The 24,845-nt window shown below is 39.3% G+C and carries 23 protein-coding genes and 1 tRNA gene; 10 read left to right on the top strand and 14 right to left on the bottom strand.

What is annotated here, in order from left to right; translation table 11 throughout:
• Positions 1–7: 7 nt before the first annotated feature.
• The 7 genes from dapB to IFO69_RS02170 all read right to left on the bottom strand — a co-directional run bounded on the left by dapB (position 8) and on the right by IFO69_RS02170 (position 7,344).
• Positions 8–730 carry a 4-hydroxy-tetrahydrodipicolinate reductase gene (gene dapB, locus IFO69_RS02200; protein ID WP_192007581.1) on the bottom strand — a complete coding sequence of 241 codons (723 nt, stop codon included), beginning with the start codon at positions 728–730 and terminating at the stop codon, positions 8–10.
• 9 nt (positions 731–739) lie between these two features.
• Positions 740–1,234, bottom strand: coding sequence for a DUF5683 domain-containing protein (locus IFO69_RS02195; protein WP_225443957.1), 495 nt, complete (start codon positions 1,232–1,234; stop codon positions 740–742).
• A 130-nt stretch (positions 1,235–1,364) separates the two neighbouring features.
• A complete protein-coding gene (locus IFO69_RS02190; RefSeq protein ID WP_192007578.1) occupies positions 1,365–2,291 on the bottom strand; it encodes a ParB/RepB/Spo0J family partition protein in 927 nt (308 codons plus the stop codon).
• Positions 2,292–2,304: 13 nt separating this feature from the next.
• Positions 2,305–3,084 carry a ParA family protein gene (locus tag IFO69_RS02185; RefSeq protein WP_192007576.1) on the bottom strand — a complete coding sequence of 260 codons (780 nt, stop codon included), beginning with the start codon at positions 3,082–3,084 and terminating at the stop codon, positions 2,305–2,307.
• A gap of 393 nt (positions 3,085–3,477) precedes the next feature.
• Positions 3,478–5,271 (bottom strand): membrane protein insertase YidC, encoded by a 1,794-nt coding sequence (gene yidC, locus IFO69_RS02180; protein WP_192007572.1) that lies wholly within the window; start codon positions 5,269–5,271, stop codon positions 3,478–3,480.
• A gap of 57 nt (positions 5,272–5,328) precedes the next feature.
• Complete coding sequence (locus tag IFO69_RS02175) at positions 5,329–6,951, bottom strand: CTP synthase (protein WP_192007566.1); 1,623 nt, start codon at positions 6,949–6,951, stop codon at positions 5,329–5,331.
• Positions 6,952–7,200: 249 nt separating this feature from the next.
• Complete coding sequence (locus IFO69_RS02170) at positions 7,201–7,344, bottom strand: hypothetical protein (protein WP_168196248.1); 144 nt, start codon at positions 7,342–7,344, stop codon at positions 7,201–7,203.
• A 189-nt stretch (positions 7,345–7,533) separates the two neighbouring features.
• Here IFO69_RS02170 and IFO69_RS02165 point away from each other — a divergent pair, with 189 nt between their 5' ends.
• From IFO69_RS02165 to IFO69_RS02155, 3 genes are read left to right on the top strand one after another with little or no spacing between them, the layout of a single operon-like run.
• Positions 7,534–8,007, top strand: coding sequence for a hypothetical protein (locus IFO69_RS02165; RefSeq protein WP_192007564.1), 474 nt, complete (start codon positions 7,534–7,536; stop codon positions 8,005–8,007).
• Positions 8,004–9,425: a CCA tRNA nucleotidyltransferase gene (locus tag IFO69_RS02160; RefSeq protein WP_192007562.1), complete on the top strand. Its 1,422-nt coding sequence runs from the start codon at positions 8,004–8,006 to the stop codon at positions 9,423–9,425. The genes IFO69_RS02165 and IFO69_RS02160 overlap by 4 nt, the downstream gene beginning before the upstream one ends.
• A 10-nt stretch (positions 9,426–9,435) precedes the next feature.
• Complete coding sequence (locus tag IFO69_RS02155; RefSeq protein ID WP_192007560.1) at positions 9,436–10,149, top strand: tetratricopeptide repeat protein; 714 nt, start codon at positions 9,436–9,438, stop codon at positions 10,147–10,149.
• A gap of 55 nt (positions 10,150–10,204) precedes the next feature.
• Here the strand turns inward: IFO69_RS02155 and IFO69_RS02150 are convergent, their stop codons facing one another.
• Complete coding sequence (locus IFO69_RS02150; protein WP_192007558.1) at positions 10,205–10,624, bottom strand: DUF3052 domain-containing protein; 420 nt, start codon at positions 10,622–10,624, stop codon at positions 10,205–10,207.
• 117 nt (positions 10,625–10,741) lie between these two features.
• Positions 10,742–12,238: a S41 family peptidase gene (locus tag IFO69_RS02145; RefSeq protein ID WP_192007552.1), complete on the bottom strand. Its 1,497-nt coding sequence runs from the start codon at positions 12,236–12,238 to the stop codon at positions 10,742–10,744.
• A gap of 478 nt (positions 12,239–12,716) precedes the next feature.
• Between IFO69_RS02145 and IFO69_RS02140 the strand changes: the two genes are divergently transcribed.
• Positions 12,717–13,871: a glycosyltransferase family 4 protein gene (locus IFO69_RS02140; RefSeq protein WP_192007550.1), complete on the top strand. Its 1,155-nt coding sequence runs from the start codon at positions 12,717–12,719 to the stop codon at positions 13,869–13,871.
• Between the two features lie 49 nt (positions 13,872–13,920).
• Here the strand turns inward: IFO69_RS02140 and IFO69_RS02135 are convergent, their stop codons facing one another.
• The 3 genes from IFO69_RS02135 to dinB form a co-directional block, all read right to left on the bottom strand.
• Entirely contained in the window at positions 13,921–14,628 is a 708-nt protein-coding gene (locus IFO69_RS02135) for a DUF2490 domain-containing protein (RefSeq protein ID WP_192007547.1), read from the bottom strand.
• An 81-nt stretch (positions 14,629–14,709) separates the two neighbouring features.
• Complete coding sequence (locus IFO69_RS02130) at positions 14,710–15,495, bottom strand: DUF3050 domain-containing protein (RefSeq protein WP_192007545.1); 786 nt, start codon at positions 15,493–15,495, stop codon at positions 14,710–14,712.
• A gap of 112 nt (positions 15,496–15,607) precedes the next feature.
• Complete coding sequence (dinB, locus tag IFO69_RS02125) at positions 15,608–16,804, bottom strand: DNA polymerase IV (RefSeq protein WP_192007543.1); 1,197 nt, start codon at positions 16,802–16,804, stop codon at positions 15,608–15,610.
• A 235-nt stretch (positions 16,805–17,039) separates the two neighbouring features.
• Here dinB and IFO69_RS02120 point away from each other — a divergent pair, with 235 nt between their 5' ends.
• The 4 genes from IFO69_RS02120 (at position 17,040) to IFO69_RS02105 (ending at position 19,227) form a co-directional block, all read left to right on the top strand.
• Positions 17,040–17,501, top strand: coding sequence for a GNAT family N-acetyltransferase (locus tag IFO69_RS02120; protein ID WP_192007538.1), 462 nt, complete (start codon positions 17,040–17,042; stop codon positions 17,499–17,501).
• On the top strand, positions 17,502–17,954 hold the full coding sequence (locus IFO69_RS02115) for a GNAT family N-acetyltransferase (RefSeq protein WP_192007536.1): 453 nt from the start codon (positions 17,502–17,504) through the stop codon (positions 17,952–17,954). It begins immediately after the preceding gene.
• A gap of 117 nt (positions 17,955–18,071) precedes the next feature.
• Positions 18,072–18,154: transfer RNA gene (locus tag IFO69_RS02110), tRNA-Leu, on the top strand.
• A gap of 404 nt (positions 18,155–18,558) precedes the next feature.
• Positions 18,559–19,227 carry a hypothetical protein gene (locus IFO69_RS02105; RefSeq protein ID WP_192007533.1) on the top strand — a complete coding sequence of 223 codons (669 nt, stop codon included), beginning with the start codon at positions 18,559–18,561 and terminating at the stop codon, positions 19,225–19,227.
• Here the strand turns inward: IFO69_RS02105 and IFO69_RS02100 are convergent.
• The gene (locus IFO69_RS02100) at positions 19,224–20,309 is read right to left on the bottom strand and encodes an acyltransferase family protein (RefSeq protein ID WP_192007530.1); all 1,086 of its coding nucleotides are present in this window, start codon (positions 20,307–20,309) and stop codon (positions 19,224–19,226) included. The two genes, IFO69_RS02105 and IFO69_RS02100, sit on opposite strands and share 4 nt — an antisense overlap.
• An 82-nt stretch (positions 20,310–20,391) precedes the next feature.
• On the bottom strand, positions 20,392–20,595 hold the full coding sequence (locus tag IFO69_RS02095; RefSeq protein WP_192007527.1) for a hypothetical protein: 204 nt from the start codon (positions 20,593–20,595) through the stop codon (positions 20,392–20,394).
• 851 nt (positions 20,596–21,446) lie between these two features.
• Here IFO69_RS02095 and IFO69_RS02090 point away from each other — a divergent pair.
• Positions 21,447–23,849: a glycoside hydrolase family 3 N-terminal domain-containing protein gene (locus IFO69_RS02090; protein ID WP_192007522.1), complete on the top strand. Its 2,403-nt coding sequence runs from the start codon at positions 21,447–21,449 to the stop codon at positions 23,847–23,849.
• Positions 23,842–24,495, top strand: a complete 654-nt coding sequence (locus tag IFO69_RS02085) for an RNA polymerase sigma factor (RefSeq protein WP_192007520.1) — start codon at positions 23,842–23,844, stop codon at positions 24,493–24,495. The genes IFO69_RS02090 and IFO69_RS02085 overlap by 8 nt, the downstream gene beginning before the upstream one ends.
• Positions 24,496–24,845: the final 350 nt, after the last annotated feature.

Genomic DNA, 24,845 nt, shown 5'->3' with positions numbered 1-24,845 from the left:
TGATTAATTAAAAGCTTAGGAAGTCATCCATCGACAAGACCCCTTTCTTATCCTTGATCCATTCGGCTACTAAAACTGCGCCAAGTGCAAACCCCTTCCTGCTATGGGCAGTATGTTTGATCTCAATATCATCGATTTCTGAATGATACGTGACAATATGAGTGCCGGGAGCCGGATCAATTCTTTTTGCTGTAATGGGTAAAGAGTGTTCATTTCCGTCCGTATCTGTGTCCAGATCCCAACGTTTTACTCGGTTTACCCGATCAATAATATCTTCTGCTAAGGTGATGGCTGTACCGCTGGGAGCATCTTTTTTTTCTGTATGATGAATCTCTTCCATTTTCACGGCATAGTCAGGCTGGTCGTTCATCATCTTGGCCAGGAATCGGCTTACCTTGAAAAACATATTTACCCCAATACTGTAATTGGAAGCATAGAAAAAAGCGCTGCCATTGGATAAGGTCAAGCGTTCGATTTCAGGTTTTTTGCCCAACCATCCAGTGGTACCACAGACAACGGGTATTTGGTTTTTAATAGCCCAGCTAAGGTTTTTTACAGCAGCGTCTGGTTGACTGAACTCAATGGCCACGTCGATTTTGTTTGTGTCCAGTTCATCTAAAAGGTTGATGTTGGATTCGTCAATTTTCCCAACAATGGTATGGCCTCTTTCTTGAGCAATTTCAGAAATGATCTTGCCCATTTTTCCATACCCTAAAATCAATATATTCATTTTTGGTAATTAAAATTTTAATTTCAATGATAGTCCTATGGAGTTGCCACTGGCATAAAGAGATTCCACGGACGGTTCAAGTTTTAAAGTCAGGTCATCAGAGACATCAAAACCAGACAGATGGGCATCTACCAATGCATCAACGATGTTCAAGGCATAGATTGCTCCAAAAATCAAATAACAGGCATCCCTATTCCGCCTCCAATAGTCCACGTTTCTGATCAGACCATCTTCATTTAGGTTAGGGAAGATATTGTCCGTAGATTCATCATCATCCCGATAGATTTCCAATGCCTCTTTAAACAATTGATACCTTCTGTTATTAAACTCCACAAAGTAAAGATTAGTAATGATACCACCATAAATAAGTGGTACTTTCCATGCCTTTTCGTTATAAACCTGACCTGCTCCAGGAAGAATGGCTGAAAGAAGTGTTGCTTTTTTAGGGTCTTTGGCTTCTTTTTTCAGGACGATTTCTTTTTGGGCAGTAGTATCCGTTTCCAAGGGAATCAGGTCTTGGCCAAAACTAAAACTCGGGAGCAAAGGTAATAAAACAAAAACAGCAATAGTTTTTGCATGGCTAACTATTGCTTTTTTTAGTTCATTTATCAGATGCCTAAAGTAAACGCTCACTTTAAATGATTTCTAGAATTTCAAGAATCCTATTCAAGTCATCTGCTGACCCAAAAGGTATTTTTATCTCTCCTTTGTCTCTGTGATCCATTTTTAAGCTTACTCTTGAGCCTAAATGAGAAGCCAATTTTTGTTGGAGCTTACCCAATTCATATTTTTTCACAGGATCAAGTTCTGGCTTGCTGGCTTCCACTTTTTCTTCTTCGGGGTCATTGTGAAGGGCTTTTACCAAGGCCTCTACTTTTCGGACACTTAACTCCTCCTCAATGGTCTTTCTATAGATAGCCAACTGCTTGTCTACCTCTTCTACATTAATCAAAGCTCTAGCATGTCCCATGGAGATTTTTTTGTCCCTGATCCCTGCTTGGATATCTGGTGGAAGTTTTAGGAGACGCAAGTAGTTGTTGACAGTGGTTCTGTTTTTGCCTACTCGGTCACCAAGCTGCTCTTGCTTTAGGTCGCATTCCGCCAACAACCGCTGGTAGGAATGGGCTATTTCCAGAGCATTAAGGTTTTCACGCTGAATGTTTTCAATCAACGCCATTTCCAGCATTTGCTGGTCATTGGCTGTCCTTACATAAGCAGGGACGCTTTCAAGCCCAGCAATTTTGGATGCTTGGAACCTTCTTTCTCCAGAAATCAACTGGTACTCGCCTTCAGCCAATTTCCTGACCGTGATAGGCTGAATGATTCCTTGAACAGTGATGGAATCTGCTAGCTCCTGAAGCGCCTCTATATCAAAGTGGGTTCTTGGCTGATAAGGGTTAACCTGTATTTCACTCAAGGGTATCTCATGAATTCCTGCGGCAGGCACAGTTGTTTCCTGTGACTCCTTTTTTGAATTCTGATTAGAAGAATCCTCTAATAATGCACCCAAGCCTCTTCCCAGTGCCTTTTTCCTATTGATGGGTTTTTGATTACCAGCCATATTTTATTGTATGTTAATTCATTTTAACCAAACCGTTTCGTTCAGCAATTTCATTGGCAAGGTTTAGGTAAGCCAAAGCGCCTTTACCTTCAGCATCAAATGCAATTACAGGAAGTCCAAAGCTTGGAGATTCACCTAACTTAACGTTTCTTGGTATGATTGTATTGAAGACCATATCCTTAAAATGCATTTTTACCTCTTCCACTACTTGGTTTGATAGCCTCAAACGCACATCATACATGGTTAATAAGATGCCCTCTATTTCTAGGTCTGTGTTTAATCTTGTTTGAATGATCTTAATGGTGTTCAGTAGTTTTCCCAGACCTTCCAATGCAAAGTACTCGCACTGTACGGGAATGATAACGGAATCAGCCGCCGTTAAGGCATTGATGGTGATCAGACCTAATGAAGGAGAGCAATCAACGATGATGAAGTCATATCGGCCTTGAACTTTCCCGATGACTTCTCGCATTTTTTCTTCGCGATTTTCCAAGTTGATCATTTCTACTTCAGCTCCCACCAGGTCGATATGAGACGGAACCAAGTCAAGGTTTTCAATGTCAGTCTTCATGATGATGGTTTCGATGTCGATGCCATCAACCATACATTCATAAATACTGGTTTCGATTTCTTTAGGGTCTTGCCCAAGCCCTGATGTGGTGTTGGCTTGAGGGTCAGCGTCAATTACCAGCGTCTTGAATTCCAAGACAGCCAAACTGGCCGCAAGGTTCATCGCTGTGGTGGTTTTACCCACGCCTCCTTTTTGGTTGGCAATAGCTACTATTTTTCCCATTACATTGGTGTCAAATCGTGGTTTTCATTTCAAAATTACGCATATAACATGACTAAACAGTACAATTGGAGTCTTTAAAGTAACAAAGCCGGAGGGAATTACCGGTCATTATTTCCAAATATTCATTGTAACCATCAGGTTTTTAATGAAAAAGACTCAAATCAATTCATTTCTGCCAAACTGTTAATTTCACGCTACACAAAGATATAAGTTTAATCTTTACATGAAACAGTTTGTTATCCACACCTTGGTGTGGATACTTAATAACTGATTGATTATTAATTTTCTGCACTGTTTTTAACGAAGTGAAATAAGTGGAAAATAATATTTTTATCACAAAAAAAGAGGTGACTGGTAATTGTCACCTCTTTACGATTTGATCACTCGAAATTCTTATTTTTTCTTCTTATTGCTTTCCGCTGCTTTCATGGCTTCTTCCAATCGAGACTGGAATTTAGATTTCTTTTTATTGGCGTTTTTCTTCTTATTTGCTTCAACTTTCTCACGAATCTTATCGTCATCCACAAATTGCTTGATAAGCGCTTGCTGACCGAAAGTAACCATGTTGGATACGAAGTAATAGAAACTCAGGGCAGCTGGATAAGAGTTCAATACAAACATAAAGGTAACAGGCATGATGTAACCTAAATTCTTCATAGGTCCTTGGGCTGCAGTCAGCTGATTATTGAAACGTGTATACACGATTTGGGATACAGTCATCAACAAAGTAAAAAGACTGACATGGTTACCGTAGAAAGGAATGGTGAAAGGCAGATTGATGATCGAATCATAAGTGGATAGATCACTTGCCCAAAGGAAACTTTCTTGCCTTAACTCAATGGAGTTAGGAAAGAAGAAGAACATGGCAAATAGGAAAGGCATTTGAAGCACCATTGGTAGACAGCCACTGATAGGGCTTACTCCCAGTTGGCCGAAAAGCTTCATTTGCTCTTGCTGCATCTTAGTAGGGTCATCTCCATATTTTTCTTTCAATTGATCGATTTCAGGCTTGATGACCCTCATTTTGGCCATTCCTATGTAAGACTTATATGTCAATGGGAAAAGGAATAGCTTAATGATCAACACGATCAAAACGATGATGATGCCGTAATTGGAGAAGAACTTCTCTAAAACATGGAATAGGTTTACAATGATGTATTTGTTTACCCAACTTACAAAGAAGTAACCCATGTCGACATTTTTCTCAAAGTCAGCAGTCACCTTTTTTAGGATCTTGTAATTGTTTGGTCCAAAGTAATAACTGTTATTGGCTTGTCCATTATTTAAGTCCAAAGCTAAAGTAGCAGACATGTCTTTGATTGACATTGTATCGGTAGGGACAACCTGTTCAAGGCTGGTGCTTGAGAACTGGTTCTCTGCAATTAGACCTGAAGTGAAAAAACGTTGCTTAAATGCTACCCATTTTACTGGGTTTGCCACTTGCTCTTGGTCCGTATCGGAAGATGCGCTTAGGTAATCATAATCACCTTCGGAGGTGTAGAAGTTAACATAAGTCTTTCTTCTTGACTCCTTGATATCCGCTTCTTGTCTTTTAAGCTTGTCTTGCCAGTTGATCGTAATAGATTGATCGGTAAGGCTGTTCAGTCCTGATGTAGCAATGTTTTGAGAAAGAATATATTTACCGTCAGCTAAAGTATAAGTTCTCTTGATACTTCCTGAGGTAGTTTTTGCTGTAAAGGTCAATTGTTGAGCAGCAGCTTCATCTACAGTTGTAGTGGATTTGCTAGGGGTAAAGTAGAACTGGTTAAGGCTTAACGGCCCCTTGCTGGTTTGGATCTGATAGTCAATGCTGGCACTTTGCTCGTCTAAAAGAATTAGTGGCTCTTTGGACCATGTTTTGAATTCCTTTAACTCAACATTTTTGATCTCACCACCTTTTGTAGAGAAAGTGATTTTTACCAAATCATTTTCAAGACTGATCATCTCTTCATTGCCACTTGCTGCGGTTGAGAATTCACCGAATTGCTGCTGGTTTTGAAGTGCTTGAATGCTATCAGGAAGAGAAAGGGTCTCTTGAGGTTTGGCTTGAGATTCAGGTGTTGATTGAACCTCTGTAGTAGTGGTGTTCTGCTCATCTGTTACTGGCTCTGGACTACTGAAGAAAAAAGAGTAGATCAGGAGCACAGCTGCGAAAAGGATTAGACCTGTCGCTTGATTTCTATCCATAATTTTAGAATTCTAAAATCTGCTTAGCGGTGATTGTGCCGCTAAGCAGAAACTGATTTAATTGTTGTTCTTTTTATTGTCCAATGTAGCTTGTATAAACCTTACGAATAAAGGGTGTGGTGCCAGCACCGTACTCTTGTATTCTGGGTGGAACTGAGTTCCTACAAACCATGGATGGTCTTTTAGTTCTACGATTTCTACCAAGCCACTCTCAGGGTTGATTCCTGTGGCAATCATTCCATTGTCCTGATATTGCTTTAGGTAGTCATTGTTAAATTCGTAACGATGCCTGTGTCTTTCCTGGATTTTAGCTTTGCCATAAGCAGTGCTAGCTTTTGAGCCTTTGGCCAAATCACATGGGTAAGACCCCAAACGCATGGTGCCGCCCATTTGTTCGATATTCTTTTGTTCTTCCATTAGTGAAATGACCGGATTGTTCGTGGTCGGGTTCATTTCGATGGAATTGGCATCTGCTAAACCAAGGGTATTTCTGGCAAATTCAATTACCGCTACCTGCATGCCCAAGCAAATACCGAAGAATGGTATTTTATTGGTTCGGGCAAATTTAACAGTTTCAAGCTTACCTTCAAGCCCTCTTTCTCCAAATCCTGGTGCAACCAAGATTCCATCCAGTTCAGCGAGCTTTTTGGAGACATTGTCTTTGTTGATTTCTTCAGAAGAGATCAAACTTAGATTTACTTTGGTCTCACATGCAGCTCCTCCGTGAGTAAAGGCTTCAATGATTGACTTGTAGGCATCAGGCAAAGAAACATATTTGCCTACCAGTCCGATATTGACTTCTTGGGTAGGATTTTTCAATCTTCCAAGGAATTCTTTCCAATGCTCCAGCTTGGTGTCTGATTTGGAAGGAAGTTTCAATTTGGTCATTACTCGCTCATCTAGCTTTTCCTTTTTCATATGCAAAGGAACGTCATAGATAGTTTCTGCATCCATGGCTTCTATGACACAGTTTAACTGGACGTTGCAGAATAATGCTAGTTTTTTCTTGACATCTTGTGGGAGGTGATGCTCTGATCTACAAACCAATATGTCAGGTTGGATACCTGCTTCCAACAACTGTTTTACAGAATGTTGGGTAGGCTTTGTTTTTAATTCTTTGGCGGCAGAAAGGTAAGGGATCAGGGTTAGGTGTACCACCAGGAAGTTGTTGGGCCCCAAGTCCCATCTGGCCTGCCTCACTGCTTCAATGAAAGGAAGGGATTCGATATCACCCACGCAACCACCAATTTCAGTGATTACCACATCATAGTTTCCTTCCTCACCTAGCTTATAGAAACTGTTTTTGATTTCATCTGTAATATGAGGGATGACCTGAACGGTTTTTCCTAAAAACTCCCCTTTACGTTCTTTGGTAATGACATTGTTGTATATCCTACCAGTGGTTACGTTGTTGCTTTGAGAAGTGTTGGTGTTGAGAAATCTTTCGTAATGCCCTAAGTCAAGATCAGTTTCTGCTCCGTCTTCCGTTACGTAACATTCACCATGTTCGTAAGGATTAAGCGTGCCCGGATCGATGTTTAGATAAGGGTCAAATTTTTGAATGGTTACTTTAAAGCCTCTGGACTGAAGTAGCTTGGCCAGAGATGCTGCAATGATGCCTTTGCCTAATGAAGAAGTTACTCCCCCTGTAATAAAGATATATTTGGTGGGTGACGCCATAAGAATAATATAAATGTTTTGTTTGAATTCCTATGGGGCTCAAAATTAAGTAAAATAATTGACTTGAAGGAGAGGGATTGCATTAAAATTTTGCTTTCCTATTCCAAGTGCCCATAGGAAGACTTTTGGGCCTGATTGATTTCAGGCTCTCTGTTTAACTCCTGATAATAAGGTTTTTAGTGATGGAAAATCAAAAGAGGCCATCCGCCTTGACGGATGGCCTCTTTTGATTTGCGCTTGTGGCAAATATTATTTAGAGAATTCTTTTTTAAGTTCCTCTACGTCCACATTCTTGATTACAGGCTTAGCGTTCAATTGCTTGATTTTGATAACGCGTGTAACTTGTCTTTGTCTGTTTCTTCTAGCTTTTCTCTTTAGTGTAGTAACTGCCATATCTATTCGAGTTTTGTTCTATTCCAAATGAAGGGCAAAGGTAGGGAAAATATTTGTATATTCATTATGATGTTTTTGAAATTTGAATAAAAGGTCAAGATAGGGCTTATAAAGAGTGAGTATTTATCGAAAAAATAAGGTCTTCATCATAAAGTGTTTTAATTTTGGCTTTTAAATAAAAATAAAGGGATGGAAGTAAAGACCATTGTAGAAGAATTAAGGGAAAAGGGGCGAGTATGTGTGGAAGAGGGGAGCGGGAAAGTCATTGAATTGATTGATCCCAATCATTATGAAAGTGGGAAAGACAGTGATGAGGCTGTGTTTCTTTTAGTTGATATTTTTCAAATAAGAGGTATTGCTGGGCAGTTTTCTGAAATAGCCTTGGATATTGTGGAGTTTGCCACAAAACCTACGGTTTATACTACTCTGGCAAGTAAGCTACTGGAGAACGGGCCAGTAAAGGATGGTCGAGTAAAGTTCAGTGTTTTCAGAAATGATATATGGAATAAGATTGTTTTTAGTTTTAGCAGGCCTTTGATTTATCAGGAAAAAGATGGAGCAGATGATGTGATTAAGCTGAAAGAGAAATTTCCATTGTATAAGCCGGATGTGAAGCGGCTGTTTTTGAGCCCTGATGGAGATGTTAAAATAGGTGGTGAATGAATTTAACCAAAGAAATAGATCAGATTGAAGTAATCAGAAGGGTAGGGAAATGTGCGGATGAACTTGGCTTGGAGGCTTATGTGGTCGGAGGCTTTGTGAGGGATTTGTTGCTTAAAAGACCTAGTAAGGATCTTGATTTTGTTTGTGTGGGGAGCGGAATTAGCCTTGCCCAAAGAGTCGCTGATTCATTTGATCATCATGTGCCATTGTCGGTATTTAAAAACTTTGGGACGGCAATGATCAAGCTGGAGGATTGGGAGCTTGAGTTTGTTGGAGCTAGAAAAGAATCCTATCGACATGATTCCAGAAAACCTATTGTCGAAGATGGGACGCTCCAAGAGGATCAAGACAGAAGGGATTTTACAATCAATGCCATGGCCATTTCTATTAATTCTGCCAGTTATGGTGATTTGGTAGATCCTTTTGATGGGGTGAAAGATCTGAAAAGAAAGATTATCAAAACACCTTTGGATCCAGATACTACCTTTTCAGATGACCCTTTAAGGATGTTGCGGGCTGTTCGTTTTGCTACTCAGCTTGGGTTCGATATAGAGCCAGGCACCTTTGATGGACTGATCAGAAATTCGGAAAGACTTCAGATTATTTCAGGAGAACGGATTATCGATGAGCTGAATAAGATTATTTTAGCGGAAAGGCCTAGTTATGGTTTTAAGCTATTGTTTGTCAGTAAGCTTTTGCATCAGTTCTTTCCGGAAATGGTGGAACTTCAAGGGGTGGATTCCGTGGGGGATAAATCTCACAAAGATAATTTTTACCATACCTTGCAGGTTTTGGACAACATATGTGAAAGTACAGATGATTTATGGTTAAGGTGGGCAGCAATTATGCATGATATTGCCAAGCCAGCTACCAAGCGTTTTAACGCCAAAGTAGGTTGGACTTTTCATGGCCATGAGGATAAGGGGGCGAGGATGACCCCTAAAATTTTCCGTAAGTTGAAATTACCTATGGATGAGCGCATGAAATATGTTCAGAAATTAGTAAGATTGCATTTACGGCCAATCGCATTGGTGAACGATAAGGTAACAGACTCTGCGGTAAGAAGGCTGGTATATGAGGCCGGGGATGATGTGGATGATTTGATGAAGCTCTGCAGAGCAGATGTGACATCGAAAAACTCCAATAAAGTAAAACGCTTTTTGGCCAATTTTGATAAAGTGGAGCAAAAGATTCAGGAAGTGGAGGAAAAGGACCATGTTAGGAACTTTCAGCCACCTGTTTCTGGAGAGGAAATTATGGAAATCTTTGGACTTTCTCCATCAAAAGTTGTGGGAGATTTAAAAGAAGAAATAAAAGAAGCTATATTGGAAGGCCAAATTGGAAACAATAAAGAACAAGCGATCGAGTTAATGTATGAGTTGGCTAAGGCCAAAGGAATTTCAAAAAAAGAAAATTAGTATTTATAGTATGAATAAGTTTAAAATTGCAGCGCTTGCGTTGTTCTTGATGAGTTGGGGTGTAATGGCCCAAGAAACTACTAGTACTACTACACCACAGAAGGATAGTAGTAAAGTTGCAAAGGATCAGGCAGCTTTAAGAGTCTATCAAATGGCCTTGAGGTATAACGATCCTTCTGTTGCAAAGAGTAAATTGTATGAGCTGATTGAGAAAAACCCAGAGAATCCGCGTTATGCTGAATTGCTGGCTTCTTTGTATTATGAGTTGGAGCAGTTCAGCTCTGCCGCTTTGGTGGCATTGGATATCCTTAAAGTGGATGATAGAAATATCCCTGCGTTAGAAGTTGCCGCTTATTCGTTGGAGCAGTTAGGGGCTTTGGATAGGGCTTTGCCACATTTTGAATCACTTCATTTATTGTCAGGAGATCTGTTTAGTCTTTATAAGACCTCTTACTTACAGTATTCTTTGAAGAAATATGACGAGGCATTGAATTCAGTGAATATGCTGATCAAAAACAATAAATCAGAAGAGCAGAAATTAACTTTTCCTAAGAAAGACAATACCACTCAAGATGTAAGTATGAAGGCTGCTGCATTGAACTTGAAAGGGTTGATCTACAAAGAGCAAGGAAGTACTTCTGAAGCTAAAGCTGCCTTCGAATCAGCGTTAGCCAATGCGCCTGAATTTGAAATTGTACAGGAAAACCTTAAAGAGTTGAATTAAATGTCAATTCAAATTGAATGATTATATTGGGATAGTCTCTGCTAAGTTGCGGAGGCTATTTTTTTGGTCTTATTTTGATGGGGATAACCAGTTTTAGTCCTGACCATATTGCGTCCACAGCGCATACTTTTACATCCACCAAGCCGATTTTTAATGCGTAATCCCGAATGATGTTTTCAGTCATGTCAGTTGGGATCTTGGAAGCTTTTTTTGGCCAGCTTACCCAGATCATTCCATTGGGCTTGATCAAGGATCTTAGGGATTCAATTTTTCTTTCATATTCTGCTGCACTTTTAGTAAAAAAATGGATGAAATCAAGGTCTTCGCGGTCAGACTCTGAAAAAATCAAGTCTTGGGGCAATGTCTCAAGCAGATCAAAATAATTTTCAGGAGAGTTGATGAGGAGGATGTTGAATCCATCTTTAATGCCCAGCTTTTTTATCAACGGTGTTTGTGAATATCCTGCTGTGGTCATTTTTTTGATTAAAGAAGTATTGGTTGCAAATCAAAATGTTAGCCCTCCTAGTCAAAATATAGTTCTGTATTGCCTGTCAGCATAAGTGCAGATACTGACAGGCAATACAGGAAAATTTTATTTTATAATTTTAAGAGGCTTTTGGCCGATCATTATCCCAAACCTTTCTGTATTTCTGACACTATTTTCCAATTCTATTCTATCAATACGATTCTTTTTAATTGTTCTTGAACCTGCAGCCTCACCGGTGATTTGACTGATAGCCGCACTCAACATGGTTTCATTTATATCGCCAAGGGGAAGAAGTCTGCCATCGTCAAACTCATTGGACTCTACATCTGGATCGAAGCCGTTTGAATATTCAGATTGGTCAAGACTATTGAAGCTTTGGGAAATTATTGGCAGTAACCCATAATGGTTGTCTTCATTTTCGTCATCTTCAAAAACGGCAGATCCTACATTTTTACCGTAGGTAGTTTCTCCAATTAACTTGACAGTCATATATGGGCTCAACCCATTGATGATCAATTCACTTGCAGAAGCTGTCCCGCCCGTAGCAATAATGTGTACCGTTCCACTGCTAAGTTGACCGCCGATATTGGCAGCTTTGTCAAGGAACTTGTTATTTAAATAATCGGCTCCATAAGTCTGGGTAAAATAAGCTTGAAGCCCCGAATTGTATTTGGTCTTATAAAAAACATCTCCAGCAGAAATTCCTGAGCCAATTAAGCTGGCAAGGTTGACTGCGCTGGTGACATAGCCTCCTCCATTGTATCTCAAGTCTAAGATAAGCTCGTTGACTCCTTTTGACTTAAAGTCTGCAAAAATTTCATCGAGCTCTTGGTCATACACACCATAAGTAACGTTGTCATTGGGATTGACTTCAACGCCCGGGGAGAAGAAATTATAAACCAAGTAACCTATTTTGTTGGACCCAATGGTGTAAACAGAGTCCATAAAAACCGGGTTTTCAGAAAATACCACCGTACTCATGGATAGAGGATCGTTTAGGAATGCATAGCTCCCTTCGCCATTGTTTAAACTTTGATCAAATCGGGCTACAGTAAGTGTGTGGTCTTCATCAATTCCAGAGAGTACACTTTGATAATTACTCAAAGTCATGGTTGTACCATTAATTTCTGTAACTATATCATCACGCATCAAACCGGCAGCTTCGGCAGGACTTCCCTTTTTGACATAAAGAATTATGGCGATAACATTCTGGTTGGTTTGACTAGCCCTAAAAAGAATATATTCATAACCAGCTTCTTTGCTGACACCCTCAAGGGAATTAATTAAGTCTAGATAATTGGGGTAGATTATTGAAAAATGATCTTGGTCCACCAGTAAGTTTTCAAAATAATCTTCAGGATCAGCATCAGTAGCCAATGGGGTATTCATGGTGCTGTTCCAGTAATAGTAATCATCCATTATTTCTTGAATCCAATTATTGATAGCAATATTTGGACTTGTGTTGTCTTCTATATCTGGGTCAGTATCAGGATCTGGGGTTGGGCTTGGGTCACTCATTTCACTATTTCCGCAAGAAGAAAGTGAGAAACAGAGTAAGAATACTGATCCTAATAGCCAGCTGTTAAGTTTAAGTATTTTCATAGGTGTAAGAATTGAGTCGAAATTTTAAGGAGGTTTGTTAAAACCACATTAATAATTAATATAACGCTATTAGCTAAATAAATGTCAAGAATAGCTTAAAAATTCTTTTTGAGACCGAAATGTTAGGTGAAATTGGGCTTGGATTTTGAGGTAAGTAGAATGATTAACGTGCTTGTTTAAGCATTTTTGAAGGGCCAGATAATAAATACCCTTTTTGGGGTATTGCGATATGTATTCGTAAGACTTATGTTTGTAAACGAAATAAATTTATTTGTGTGTGAATTTTAAATAGTTTTTTTATGTGGAAACTCTACTATTTGTGTAAATTCGTGATACTACTCCACAGTTGTAAAGGCTTATTTTGTTTTTTAAATTATGAAAGGTGTCATCCTTAAGGATATTTTTTTGATGGCACAAAAGTTGAAACCAAGTTATTGACTAAACGAAAATTAATTGTTGTAACCTTTTTATTTTTATTATGCTTCAAATTATACCCGCATTAATCGCTTTTTTTACTGGCCTACTTGCTATCCCAGTTGTTATTAAAATTATTAAAAAGACCAATCTCCTAGATGAACCAGGGGGGAGGAAAATTCATAAAGAAGCTGTTCCTTCGATGGGAGGTATAGGTATTGTCTGTGCCATACTTGGAGGGTTGATGGTGGCTTTTTCTTACCAACAATGGCTTGAAGTCAGGTTTCTGATGATGGGATTGGGGGTTATGTTCCTATTGGGATTGCGAGATGATATGGTTGAGTTGAGCGCACTTCAGAAGTTGTTCGGACAGCTTTTGGCAATAGCTTTTGTGGTTGTTTTGGGAGACATACGGATAAGCAGTTTTTATGGATTCTTAGGAGTTGAAGAGTTGCCGATTTGGATGAGTTATGGTTTGACTGTATTCACTATAATAGGTCTCACCAATGCTTTTAACCTTGTAGATGGATTGGACGGCTTGGCAGGAACATTGAGTTTGATATCATTTTTGTTTTTGGGAGGTTGGTTTTTAAGTACAGGCTTTGTTGAATTTGGGGTCATGTCCTTGGTGACTGCTGGAGGGATTTTATCTTTTATGGTTTACAATTGGCATCCTGCCAAAATTTTTATGGGGGACACAGGGTCATTGACTCTAGGGTTTATGTTGTCAGTATTCAGTGTCTTTTTTGTGAATGCTAATGGGACTTTGCTTGCAGATGGACATCCTCTGAAATTTCATGCCCCAATTACTGCAGGTTTGGCTTTAGTCCTTATTTCATGCTTCGATACACTTCGTGTGATGGTAAAAAGGATGAAGAGAGGAAAGTCGCCAATGGCTGCCGATAAATCCCATGTGCATCATTTTTTGATGAGAATGGGGTTAAGACATGATCAGGTTACTTGTTTGCTGGGGGGGGTAAAATTGAGCTTTTTAGGTTTGGTGGTGGCTACTTCAGGGTTTTCAGATAGCGTTTTGCTGCCTTTTGTATTAGGGACAGTTGTTGTTTTGTGTTTGACCTTAGATGCTGTTACGCTACGAAAAGTTAGAAAAATTGCAAAAAACTCACCAAGGATATTGACCTTGGATTCTCCAAATAGCTTTAAAGACCGACAAGTAGAGAATAGCAAAAAAGTATTGGAGAGAGAAATCATGCAATAGTTACTTCCCCTTTCTAGGAGTTGTTTTCAGGAAGTAAAATTATCCTTCATTAATTTCTTAGATCAAGGTTGTGTTTGAGGTTCATCCTTAAAATACTGGTTTGCTTGTAGGTGTTTTCTATTGGAGTAGAAGAATATTGGTATTGGTAAATAATGGAGGCTTTAAAACTTTTGTTGAGCTGAATGGCAGGACCAAGAATAACCCTATTTTGATCAAATGTGCTTGCAGCAATGTCGTTATTGGCATTTAGAAATAGCTCATTGCCAAAGTTAAGAGAGATTTTTTTTGTGCTTGAACCAGAATTGAAAGAAGTAAGAGGGATATTGAACATCAATCTATACCTTAAGCGCAAAGTGATGTCCGTACTTAGGGGCGTGTCGCTGTTGATATTTTTAAAGCTGCGTTCTTCCATTGAAAGCCTTTGGGCCAAATTGAATAGTCCTTGGTGGTGTTTCATGCTTAGGCTTTGAAAGGGTCTTGTCTCAATGACTTTGACTTCTTGACCTTGATAATAAGATCCCAGTCGGGCAAAACCAGCAGCTATTTGAAGCTTGTCACTTAAATAGTAGATTAATCCAGTCCTTGCTATATAACGTGTCTTTTTGTCAAACCCATTTTTAAATCTTAAGCCTAGGTCTGTGGCTAAGCTCCATTTTTCAGCAAAATGGAGCTTGTTGTAATATTGCAGCCATTGCTGGTTTTCGTGAATGGTTTCTTTTTGTTGGGAAAAACCACTTGAAATAAAAGTGAATAGCAAGCAGGAAAATAACAAGGCACGGCGGAGGGATATTGAGCGTAAAGGGAGCACGGGTTTATTGCATTTGTCTTTTAGGCGGATTTAAGGAAGGGAAGGTTGTTTGGCTGCGATCTTTTGGGTGATTTGATCCCATAACTTAACCCTGTGGAGCAAGGCTTGTTTGGCTACATGAAGTGACTCTTCCCACTTTTGTTGATTGTCGCCACATAGTTCAGCGATCATTTGCATGGACAGAGGACCATGCTCATCACCGTCCAATTCGATATGGCGTTGTAAGTAATAGCTGAGTTTGCTATAAGACTGGTTTTTTTCGGCTTCTGCTTTTTTGATAATTTCAATAAACATGTCTGGGATAAGGTCTTCCCTTCCAAAAGTAAATGCAGATGCGATTAAATGGGGTTTGCCAGTTTTGACAACTTCAAAAGTGAATTGGACAAATTCCTGTACGACAGGGTCAGCATTGACCATTTTTAATGCCTCTGAAATAGCATGTCCTTTGGATATCAAGTCGATAAAAGAGTTGATTTCTTCGGTGTTGGCCCCTGTTTGTTTCATGGCATCCAGATACATTTCATAATGGCTTTTAGGTTCTCCAAGCTCATTGATATCGCTTTCTTCACCATGGACGATTTCATTGATAAAACGTGCCAAACTAGGGCTGGTGGCTGGAATCCAAGGCAAGGAAATACAGGTAAGGTCTTTTTGCAAAGCTTTTAACAAAGACATGAAATCCCAGACGGCATAGACATGGTGCTCCATGAATGTTTTAATGTCCTCAATGGAGGATAGTTGCGCATATAATGGGTGGTTGGATAGCTTTTCTTTTAGCGGTTTTATCTGTGCTTCTATATGCTGGATTTCTTGCATGGAAATATATCTTTTCTTTAGGTAATGATGGAGAGGTTAAGTGGGCAGTGATCAGATTGGGCGTAAAATTAATCAAAAAGAATTCAGTATGACAATCTTGTGCAAGGTTCTGTCAAATGGCTATCCCATTAAAGGGGTTGAAGTTACGATGTCCGACTTTCATTCCTATAGCTCTACACACTGTTTTTTCACCATATTTTACGTTGATTTTGTCCAATGCCTGATAGAGCCTGATACTTTCTTGGGTATCTTCAAAAAGGTTGATTTGATAATGGCCATGAACCAAGGCGCTAAACCTGACTCCGATGAGCCTAATGAGCAAACGTCGATTGTAGAGCTTTCTAAAAAGCTCTTTAACAATGGGGATGAGGGTGTGGTCAGCAGCGGTGTAAGGGATGCGTTGCTGCATGGTGTGCGTGTCGAAGTCAGAATAGCGGATTTTGACATTTACACAGCAGGTTAGCTGTTTGTTTTTTCGGAGCTTGGTGGCAAGCTGTTCTGTCATGGCTATGAGTGTGGCTTCCAGCATTCTCACATCTATGGTGTCCTGGCTGAAAGTGTTTTCAGTGGAGATCGATTTGGCTTCGGAGTAGGGGACTACAGGGTTTCGGTCTACTCCATTGGCCTTGTCCCAAAGTGCCAATCCGTTTTTGCCAAATGCACTTTCCAATAATTCTGCAGGCATGGCCTGTAAGGTATGGATTTTTTTTACGCCCATTCCATAGAGGCTATGGGCCGTCTTTTCACCGATCATTGGGATTTTTCGTACGGATAAAGGAGCCAAAAAAGGCTTTTCTGTTCCTCTGGGAATTTCTTTTTCATTATCAGGTTTGGCCTCTCCTGTGGCTACCTTGGAGACGGTTTTATTCTCGGAAAGTCCTAAGGAAATAGGGAGCCCGGTTTCTTTTATGATTTTTTGCCTAAGCTCTTGTGCCATTTTGAAGCAACCGAAAAATTTATCCATGCCGGAGTAATCAATATAGAATTCGTCAATAGACGATTTTTCGAAAAGCGGAACATCTTCTCTAATGATTTCAGTGATCTCATGGGATTTTTGACTATAGCGTTCTGTATCGCCCCGGATGATTAGGGCTTCGGGACATAATTGACGGGCTGTTCGCATAGGCATGGCTGAGTGGATACCAAACTTGCGGGCTTCATAGCTGCAAGAAGCGACCACACCACGATCTCCTGTTCCTCCAATGAGGATAGGCTTCCCATTTAGTCTACTGTCAAACAAACGTTCGACAGAAACAAAGAATGAGTCGAGGTCCATATGTACGATGCTTCGCTGGCTGTCTGTAATCATTTTGTAAATTTAATAAACTTTTTTGTGTTTGTTTTATAAACTAATCCTGTTTTATGCTTGCATGGGTAGCCATAAAGAGACAATTTACGTCTCACTGTGCTGGACTTGTAGCAGGAAGATTAATAGGGGTGCATGACATGGGGTTTTTAATATCTCAAATAATGTGCAACCCATGCTGAGATTTGGGCGTTTCAAAAATGTAATTCTCTTAAATTATTTTTAGCTTCGATAATATATGGAAAAAGTAAAAGTCATTCCTTACCAACCAGCTTTACAGCCTTATTTTGAATCTATAAACAAAGCCTGGATCAAAGAGCATTTTACATTGGAGCCAGTGGATATTGAAGTGTTAGAAGACCCTCAGCTTCATATTATAGATCAAGGAGGTGCCATTCTATTTGCCGAACTGGAAGGTCAAATATTAGGGACAGTTGCACTCAAGTATCAAGAAGATGGGATTTATGAAATGACAAAAATGGGAGTTGTGCCAGAGGCTCAAGGAAAGAAGGTAGGGTGGAAATTGGCCAGTGCTATTTTGGAGCAGGCAAAAGATTTAGGCGCTCAAAAAGTTGTTTTGTATAGTAATCGAAAATTGTCTCCAGCGATTAGCATGTATCAAAAATTGGGGTTTAAGGAAGCTGAACCTGAAATAGGAAAGTATTCCCGGTGTGATATAAAAATGGAAATCGTATTTTAAATGGATGAAAAGGAGAAGTCTGAGATCATTATCCGGGGAGGAACAATTGCAGAGGTGCTTTCAATTAGTCTAGCTGTCCCTGAATTTGAGCGACCATACGGGGGCGATGTATATGCTGAGCGACTTCAAGGAAAAGCCAACCTTATCTTAGTGGCAGAGTATGTCGGCAAGTTGGTAGGTTTTAAGGTAGGTTATGCGATTGATGAAGATACTTTTTATTCTTGGATGGGAGGAGTGTTGCCTGCGTTTAGAAGAAATGGAGTGGCTGGTGTTTTGGCCGATGTACAAGCGGATTGGGCAAAAAAATCTGGATATAAAAAGTTGTTTTTCAAGACTAGGAATAGGCATAAAGAGATGATCAGGTTTGGACTTAAGAGAGGCTTCATGATTACGGACTTGGTCAAGAAATACCCGAAAGAGGAATTTAGAATTATCATGGAGAAAGATTTATAGCGAATAAATTGGCTTGATAATCAGTTAGGGACAAAATGCGCTGTGGTTTTTGGATATAAATGTTTAATGATCGTTTGGAGCAAAAGGTATATCTTTCTACTTTTGCAAACCAATCACGCGCACGTGGTGAAATTGGTAGACACGCCATCTTGAGGGGGTGGTGCTCTATGGGCGTGGAGGTTCGAATCCTCTCGTGCGCACAAAAAGGCCTTTCGGAATTTCCGAAAGGCCTTTTTGTGTTTTTTACCTAAAGGGTAGTTGGTAGCAAGTATTGAGTATCAAGTAGCAAAGGGGAGAAAAGGGACAAAGAGCAAAGGCGGTCATCGTGAGACCGGCCTAAAGAGGGCGTGGCGATCCCCTAATAGGGTGTAGATCGCTTCGCTAGTTAGCGATGACGGATTAGTCATGGGCTAAATTGGAAGGAAAGGGTGGGTTGGGGTTAGGAAAGTTGGTTTTTGGGGAGGGGAAAGGATTGAGTCGGAGACTCAGGGTTAGGGCGTTCCGCGGCACAACGGGGGAGAAGTTGAAGATTAAGAATGATCTGGAGTAATTTCTGTATATTATATTTATAAAGGAGTTGCTGAAAATTAAATTGTGAAAGTAAATGACCCTCGACCAATTTTATCAATTAATAGAAAATTCAACCAGTATTTTTGATTCTGGCATTGGGTTAATCATTATGATATTTACTGGAATTCAGACCATTCTTATTGTTTATGCCTTTATAGAAGGTAAGAAGTATTTGAAAAAATATGCTGATCAAGTTAAACTTGAGGAAAAGATAAGCACCATTACAGAGACTTATCGAGCTCTTTTTGAATTTCTATCGGTCACTGATGATGTTTTGACTCTAGGGTCATTTGAGGAATATGAAAAATTGAAAGTACCCACTCAAACCAATGACCAGTTAAAGCCTCAGTTGGATCTTTTCTTACAGAGATATGAGGTTAATTCCAATACCCATAAATCTGAATCCAGAAGATTGCAAGGGCTAATTGATGCAAATCTCGTGGTGATAGACAATATGGAATTTCATAGGCTATGGAACGATGTTTTGGAGAAATTCAAAGATATTTTATCACCGCTTAATGATTATAGAACTCATGTGAGGTATGGTGGGTTTACGTTGATTGATTTACATGAAATAGCGAGAGATATTCCTAATGGGGCTTTCTCGACAAGTCATAGTCAGGCACAAAAGTTCAGAGGTAGCATTAGTGTTTTGAAGTCTGCATTGTCTGAATATAGAAAGAACATACATGTGGTCGGTTAAGGGAAATAATGCGATACTTTATTTTTACTTGTAGAAAGAATTCTGTTTGATATTTTTCTGCCAAATCCGATGGATTTTTTTTCAAGAAAGTGCCATGTTAAAATTGCTAATATAAGGCTTACTAAAAATTTCAAAATAAAGCTTACAGCAGGGATAAAAGGAGAATACCATTTAAAAAGTTTAAATATGGGAACATGCCATAGATATAGTGAATATGATATTTTACCAGTATAAATAAGTGTTGGGTTAGCAAATAATTTAAAAAATGGTGATTTTTTATTGCCAGTAATAGAAATAATAAAAATAGTAGTTAGTAATCCAATCAACCAGCTTCCTCCATTCAAAACAAATAGATGAAATTCGGAATTAGGAAATATTCCAAAAAATATCAATAGCAGCATGGGGATTAACGCCAAAATTGGGGAGGAATACAACCTAGGATAATTGCACCTATATAATCCACCCAAACATCCAATTATTAAGGATTCGTGTAATAACGAATCAGCCAAGGGAGGGTTATTGTAAACTTGCTTTAGTATAAGTGATAGTAGAGTTATCAATACTAATAAATTAGACAGGAGTTTAGTCTTATTTAACCGGATAAAAATTATCAAAATGATTGGCCATATTAGATAAAATTGTTCTTCAACTCCCAATGTCCACATATGTCCTAGTATAAGTCCTTCACCTATGCCCCAAACCCAAGCCACATTGTAAAAATAAAATAGAGCTGCCAATATCTCTTCATTTACACCGTCTCTCACTTGATAATTGAATACAGTATTGTTTAATATTGCAATAAAACATAGTAATAATAGCAATGGAGGGATCAATCGAAAAAATCTTCTCACATAAAATGCCTTTAGAGACACGTTTCTATGTTTATGATATTCTTCAAGAAGTAATGTAGTAATTAGAAAACCAGAAAGAGAAAAGAACATTTGAACTCCAATTATCCCACTTTTCCCAAGTTGAAAATTTGCATGTGTTAGCATAACTAAAATTACTGCCACAGCCCGAAGACCATCTAAATGAGGGATATATCCCAAACTTCTTTTGTCAAAAGTTGAATTTGTTTCCATAAAAAAAGAATAGCAATCAAAAATATGAGGTATTATTCTTTTTCCAAAAATGATTTGTAAAAGGTGACATTTCTTAATATTGCTATTTTTTCTGTCTACCCAATTCTTGAAGCACCTGGCCAATAAAAAACACAGTAAATCCTTTTGACTTCTTGATGGTGGATTCGAAGAGTTCTAGGTCTGAAGTGTCCAGTTCCAAGGTGCCTTCTGCTGTCAGTTTTTGGCACCATTCCCAAACGTTAAGAGGGTGTGGATTGTCTACTTGCATGGCCAGTCCATTGGCCAATTCTACATTTATAATGCCTACTTGTTGACCTTGAAGGTCTGAGAGTTCTTTTTTAAAGTTATACTTTATGGTTCGTCAAATCTATTATTGTTGTTAAGTATAGTTGCTGCTTGGTTGATTACTTGGAGCAAGTTCATACCCCTATTGGTATTATGACTGACAATATTAGATGCCAACAATTTCTAGGGTATTGTTCATTCAATTAAATGATGAATTATGATTCTACAAATAATGCAGCTTTAAAAATTGTACTTTAAACGAAAATAATTGACCATAGGGTCTACTTTACCCCAGCTTTACCCCAGCTTTACCCCAGCTTTGCCCTAGCTTTGATGTAGCTTTGCCCCAGCTCTGGTATGAGGTTACTACATACCATTGAATATTTCTTGAGCCTCATTTAATCTGTCCACGAAGCCCACACTCGATGAACGGGGGCGGGGATTTATACGAAGTATGATCATTTAAAAGTATTCTAAAAAGGCGCTTGAAAGTGTCTTTTTACTATATTTTGAGAAAGCAATTAAAGTCAAAAGATCCGCTAAAGTTGATGCAGTTCGTGGATCAAAGCATTGTTTTTTCCAGCTTTTCTGCGTGGTACATTTATAATACCGATAGATAAATGCTGTTGAGAAGTACATAATCGTTTTAGCTTTACTTGTTTAGGTTGTTAAGACTTGTGAAAAGTTATTTTTTGTAGTTTTATGTCTTTCGTTTCACTATTCTTTTTTTAATAGTGTCAATTGAACAAATATTTTTAATATTATAGTTTTACTTAAGTAAAAAAATAACTAAATAGAGCCTCTGTTAATGCTGTCTCTGGCAAAGAATTACCCTATAACTAATATATCATTATGTTTAATCAAACCATTAGACTTCTGGGCCCTCAATTATTGTTGGCTGGTGTACTGATCATATTTGTTCCCAACTTGTTAAATGGACAGACAAAAGAATCAAGGCCGATTTATAAGCAAGCAAATCAGTCAGTTCAAGATCGGGTGATAGATCTAATGGGCAGGATGACTTTAGAGGAAAAAGTAGGTCAATTATCTACGCTTTTGGGCTGGGAAATGTATGAGAAAACAGCTGATGGGGTGGAGGCTAGTGAGGCTTTCAAGAAAGCGGTGCAGGAAAGGAATATCGGTATGCTTTGGGCTACCCTAAGGGCTGACCCTTGGACCCAAAAAACTTTGGAAACCGGTTTGCAGCCAGACTTGGCAGCAGAAGCTACGAATGCCATGCAGCGATATGTGATGGAAAATACCCGATTGGGAATTCCTATGCTTTTGGCTGAGGAATGTCCGCATGGGCATATGGCCATTGGTACAACTGTTTTTCCTACCTCCATTGGGCAGGCAAGTACTTGGAATCCTGAGTTGATCGAAGAAATGGCTTCTGTGATTGCGCTGGAGACAAGGTTACAAGGTGGGCATATTGGTTATGGTCCAGTGCTGGATTTGGCAAGGGAGCCAAGATGGTCAAGGGTGGAAGAGACCTATGGTGAAGATCCATATTTGAATGGACAAATGGGGATTGCGATGGTCAAGGGATTTCAGGGAGAGTCGATTGCCTCAGGTGAAAATGTGATCTCTACCTTAAAGCACTTTACCGCTTATGGTGTTCCTGAAGGTGGACATAATGGAACCAGTGTGAGCGTGGGAGACCGTGAGCTTCACCAGAGCTATTTGCCTCCATTTAAAGATGCTGTACAAGCAGGTGCTTTATCCGTAATGACAGCCTATAATTCCATCGATGGAATTCCGTGTACTTCAAATGGATATTTGCTCAATGATGTTTTAAGAGATGATTGGGGATTTAATGGCTTTGTGGTTTCTGACCTAGGAAGTATCAGTGGGCTCAAGGGAAGTCACCATGTGGCAGCCACTTTGGAAGATGCAGCACAACTGGCTATAGATGCTGGTGTGGATTCGGATTTGGGCGGATATGGATTTGATAAAAACCTTTATGCAGCTATTCAAAGTGGAAAGGTGAAAATGGATGTTTTGGATCAGGCAGTAGCCAAGGTTTTAAGATTGAAATTTGAAATGGGACTGTTTGAGAATCCATATGTAAACCCTGAATTAGCCGCTCAAAAAGTGAGGTCAGCTGCGCATATTGACTTGGCAAGAAGGGTGGCCAAGGAATCGGTGGTCTTGCTTAAAAACGAGAACGCCACTTTGCCTTTGAACAAGAAGTTAAACAAAATAGCCGTAATCGGTCCTAATGCAGATAATATTTATAATCAATTAGGAGATTATACGGCGCCTCAAGCCAATAGTAATATTGTAACCGTTTTGGAGGGTATCCAGGCTAAGGTAGGTAAGGATGTTCAGGTGGATTATATCAAGGGTTGTGCGATTAGGGATACCACGCAAAGTCAAATTGAGGAAGCCGCTGCTTTAGCAGCTCAGGCTGATGTAGCTGTTGTAGTATTGGGAGGTAGCAGTGCAAGGGATTTTGATACTGAATATGAAGAGACAGCAGCGGCCAAGGTAAGCGGAGCAAAAGAAGGAGAAATCATCAGTGACATGGAAAGTGGAGAAGGCTTTGACCGGATGACTTTAGAGTTGCTAGGTGATCAAATGAAGCTTTTGAAGGCTATTGAAAAGACTGGTACTCCTGTAGTATTGGTGATGATAAAAGGTCGTCCACTTAATTTGAACTGGGCTGATGAGCATATCCCTGCCATTGTGGATGCCTGGTACCCAGGTCAAGAAGGCGGTAATGCCATAGCCGATGTATTGTTCGGAGATTATAACCCTGCAGGCAGACTGTCTATTTCCGTTCCTCGTTCTGTTGGACAATTGCCAGTTTATTATAATTATAAAAATCCAAAAAGACATGATTATGTAGAGGGGAGTGCTGAACCTTTGTATGCTTTCGGGCATGGGTTGAGTTATTCAGAATTTGAATATACTGACCTTAATGTAGAATCAGAGGGAAGTGCTCAAGATGCCAAAGTAAAGGTAAGCTTCAGGGTGTCCAATACCAGTGAAGTAGATGGGGAGGAAGTAGTGCAGCTATATGTAAAGGACTTGGTCAGCAGCACGGTAAGGCCATTGATGGAGTTGAAGCGCTTTGATAAGGTCAATGTCCCAGCAGGTAAGCAGGAAACCATCCAATTTGAGTTGACTTCAGATGATTTACAGGTTTTAAATGCCAACATGAATAGGCTAGTAGAACCAGGAACTTTTAAAATCTTGGTGGGAAGATCTTCCAGGGATATCCGTTTAGAAGGAAGTTTTGAAATTGACTGATTCGTTGTTCAATCAATTGAAGGAAGGTAATATGGATTTTGGTCGGCTCTCAGATCGTCAGCTTTGGAAAGAAATAACTGAAGGAAACCAGCATGCGTTTTCCTATCTGTATGAGACAACTTCTGACTCTCTGTTCAGTTATGGCTACAAGTTCTCAGGGGAAAAGACATTGATAGAAGATGTAATCCAGGATGTGTTTATTGTGATTTGGGAAAAGAGAGATCGGTTGACTATCAGTCATTCAATTAAGTTTTACCTTTTCACTACATTTAGAAGGGAAATCATGAACAGGCTCCAAGGGGATAGGGGGCAGCGGCAAGGACTCGAAAAATTTCATGAGGAATCATATTGGGAGGCGTCTATCCAAGAGGTTTTGGTTCAGAGACAGGTAACCATAGACTCAGGCAAGCATGTAAGGGAAGCCATGAAAATTCTCACCAATAGGCAGCGGGAGGTCATTTATCTCAAATATTTAGAAGGGCTGAGTTATGAGGAGATTTCAGAAATGATGGATGTTAAGGTGCCCTACCTTTATAACCTCGTTCTAAAAGGGCTCAAGTCTCTTAAATCACATTTTGTTTCCAATGGTATTATTAATACTCTTCGCTCTATTTTTATTGTAATATCATTAAAATGGTTTTGTTAATTATGTATATCCGCAATTTTACCAGTAAAGATTAAAAGCGAGTAGAAACTGTCCATTTGATTAAAGTATCAACTGCTTCGGTCTTCAGACTTCAGGTCTACCTGGCCGTTAGACAGGCTTCCGACCACTTTAGCAAAGGATGTATGGTTACTGGCATCATAGCCGGTAATCACATTCTTAATTTATTGATTTTCATTTTTTTGACATCTTAAGTGTTTTAGAGGTTAAATAAATATTAATTTTTTTTCTCCAAAATGGTGAGATGATGTTTTTTCTTCCCTCTTTATAAATAAAGTAAATGTATATCCGCAATTGCACCAGTAAAGGTTAAAAGCGAGTCGAAATATTCG

Source organism: Echinicola arenosa (assembly GCF_014841125.1).
In the GTDB taxonomy this organism is placed as follows: Bacteria; Bacteroidota; Bacteroidia; order Cytophagales; family Cyclobacteriaceae; genus Echinicola; species Echinicola arenosa.
Note: the sequence above shows the minus strand (reverse complement) of the source record. Positions and strands in the feature narration are given on the sequence as shown.

Coding starts and splice junctions, on each gene's coding strand:
- dapB (WP_192007581.1), bottom strand. CDS start 730: ATGAATATATTGATTTTAGGGTATGGAAAAATGGGCAAGATCATTTCT.
- IFO69_RS02190 (WP_192007578.1), bottom strand. CDS start 2,291: ATGGCTGGTAATCAAAAACCCATCAATAGGAAAAAGGCACTGGGAAGA.
- IFO69_RS02185 (WP_192007576.1), bottom strand. CDS start 3,084: ATGGGAAAAATAGTAGCTATTGCCAACCAAAAAGGAGGCGTGGGTAAA.
- yidC (WP_192007572.1), bottom strand. CDS start 5,271: ATGGATAGAAATCAAGCGACAGGTCTAATCCTTTTCGCAGCTGTGCTC.
- IFO69_RS02175 (WP_192007566.1), bottom strand. CDS start 6,951: ATGGCGTCACCCACCAAATATATCTTTATTACAGGGGGAGTAACTTCT.
- IFO69_RS02170 (WP_168196248.1), bottom strand. CDS start 7,344: ATGGCAGTTACTACACTAAAGAGAAAAGCTAGAAGAAACAGACAAAGA.
- IFO69_RS02165 (WP_192007564.1), top strand. CDS start 7,534: ATGGAAGTAAAGACCATTGTAGAAGAATTAAGGGAAAAGGGGCGAGTA.
- IFO69_RS02160 (WP_192007562.1), top strand. CDS start 8,004: ATGAATTTAACCAAAGAAATAGATCAGATTGAAGTAATCAGAAGGGTA.
- IFO69_RS02155 (WP_192007560.1), top strand. CDS start 9,436: ATGAATAAGTTTAAAATTGCAGCGCTTGCGTTGTTCTTGATGAGTTGG.
- IFO69_RS02150 (WP_192007558.1), bottom strand. CDS start 10,624: ATGACCACAGCAGGATATTCACAAACACCGTTGATAAAAAAGCTGGGC.
- IFO69_RS02145 (WP_192007552.1), bottom strand. CDS start 12,238: ATGAAAATACTTAAACTTAACAGCTGGCTATTAGGATCAGTATTCTTA.
- IFO69_RS02140 (WP_192007550.1), top strand. CDS start 12,717: ATGCTTCAAATTATACCCGCATTAATCGCTTTTTTTACTGGCCTACTT.
- IFO69_RS02130 (WP_192007545.1), bottom strand. CDS start 15,495: ATGCAAGAAATCCAGCATATAGAAGCACAGATAAAACCGCTAAAAGAA.
- dinB (WP_192007543.1), bottom strand. CDS start 16,804: ATGATTACAGACAGCCAGCGAAGCATCGTACATATGGACCTCGACTCA.
- IFO69_RS02120 (WP_192007538.1), top strand. CDS start 17,040: ATGGAAAAAGTAAAAGTCATTCCTTACCAACCAGCTTTACAGCCTTAT.
- IFO69_RS02115 (WP_192007536.1), top strand. CDS start 17,502: ATGGATGAAAAGGAGAAGTCTGAGATCATTATCCGGGGAGGAACAATT.
- IFO69_RS02105 (WP_192007533.1), top strand. CDS start 18,559: ATGACCCTCGACCAATTTTATCAATTAATAGAAAATTCAACCAGTATT.
- IFO69_RS02100 (WP_192007530.1), bottom strand. CDS start 20,309: ATGGAAACAAATTCAACTTTTGACAAAAGAAGTTTGGGATATATCCCT.
- IFO69_RS02090 (WP_192007522.1), top strand. CDS start 21,447: ATGTTTAATCAAACCATTAGACTTCTGGGCCCTCAATTATTGTTGGCT.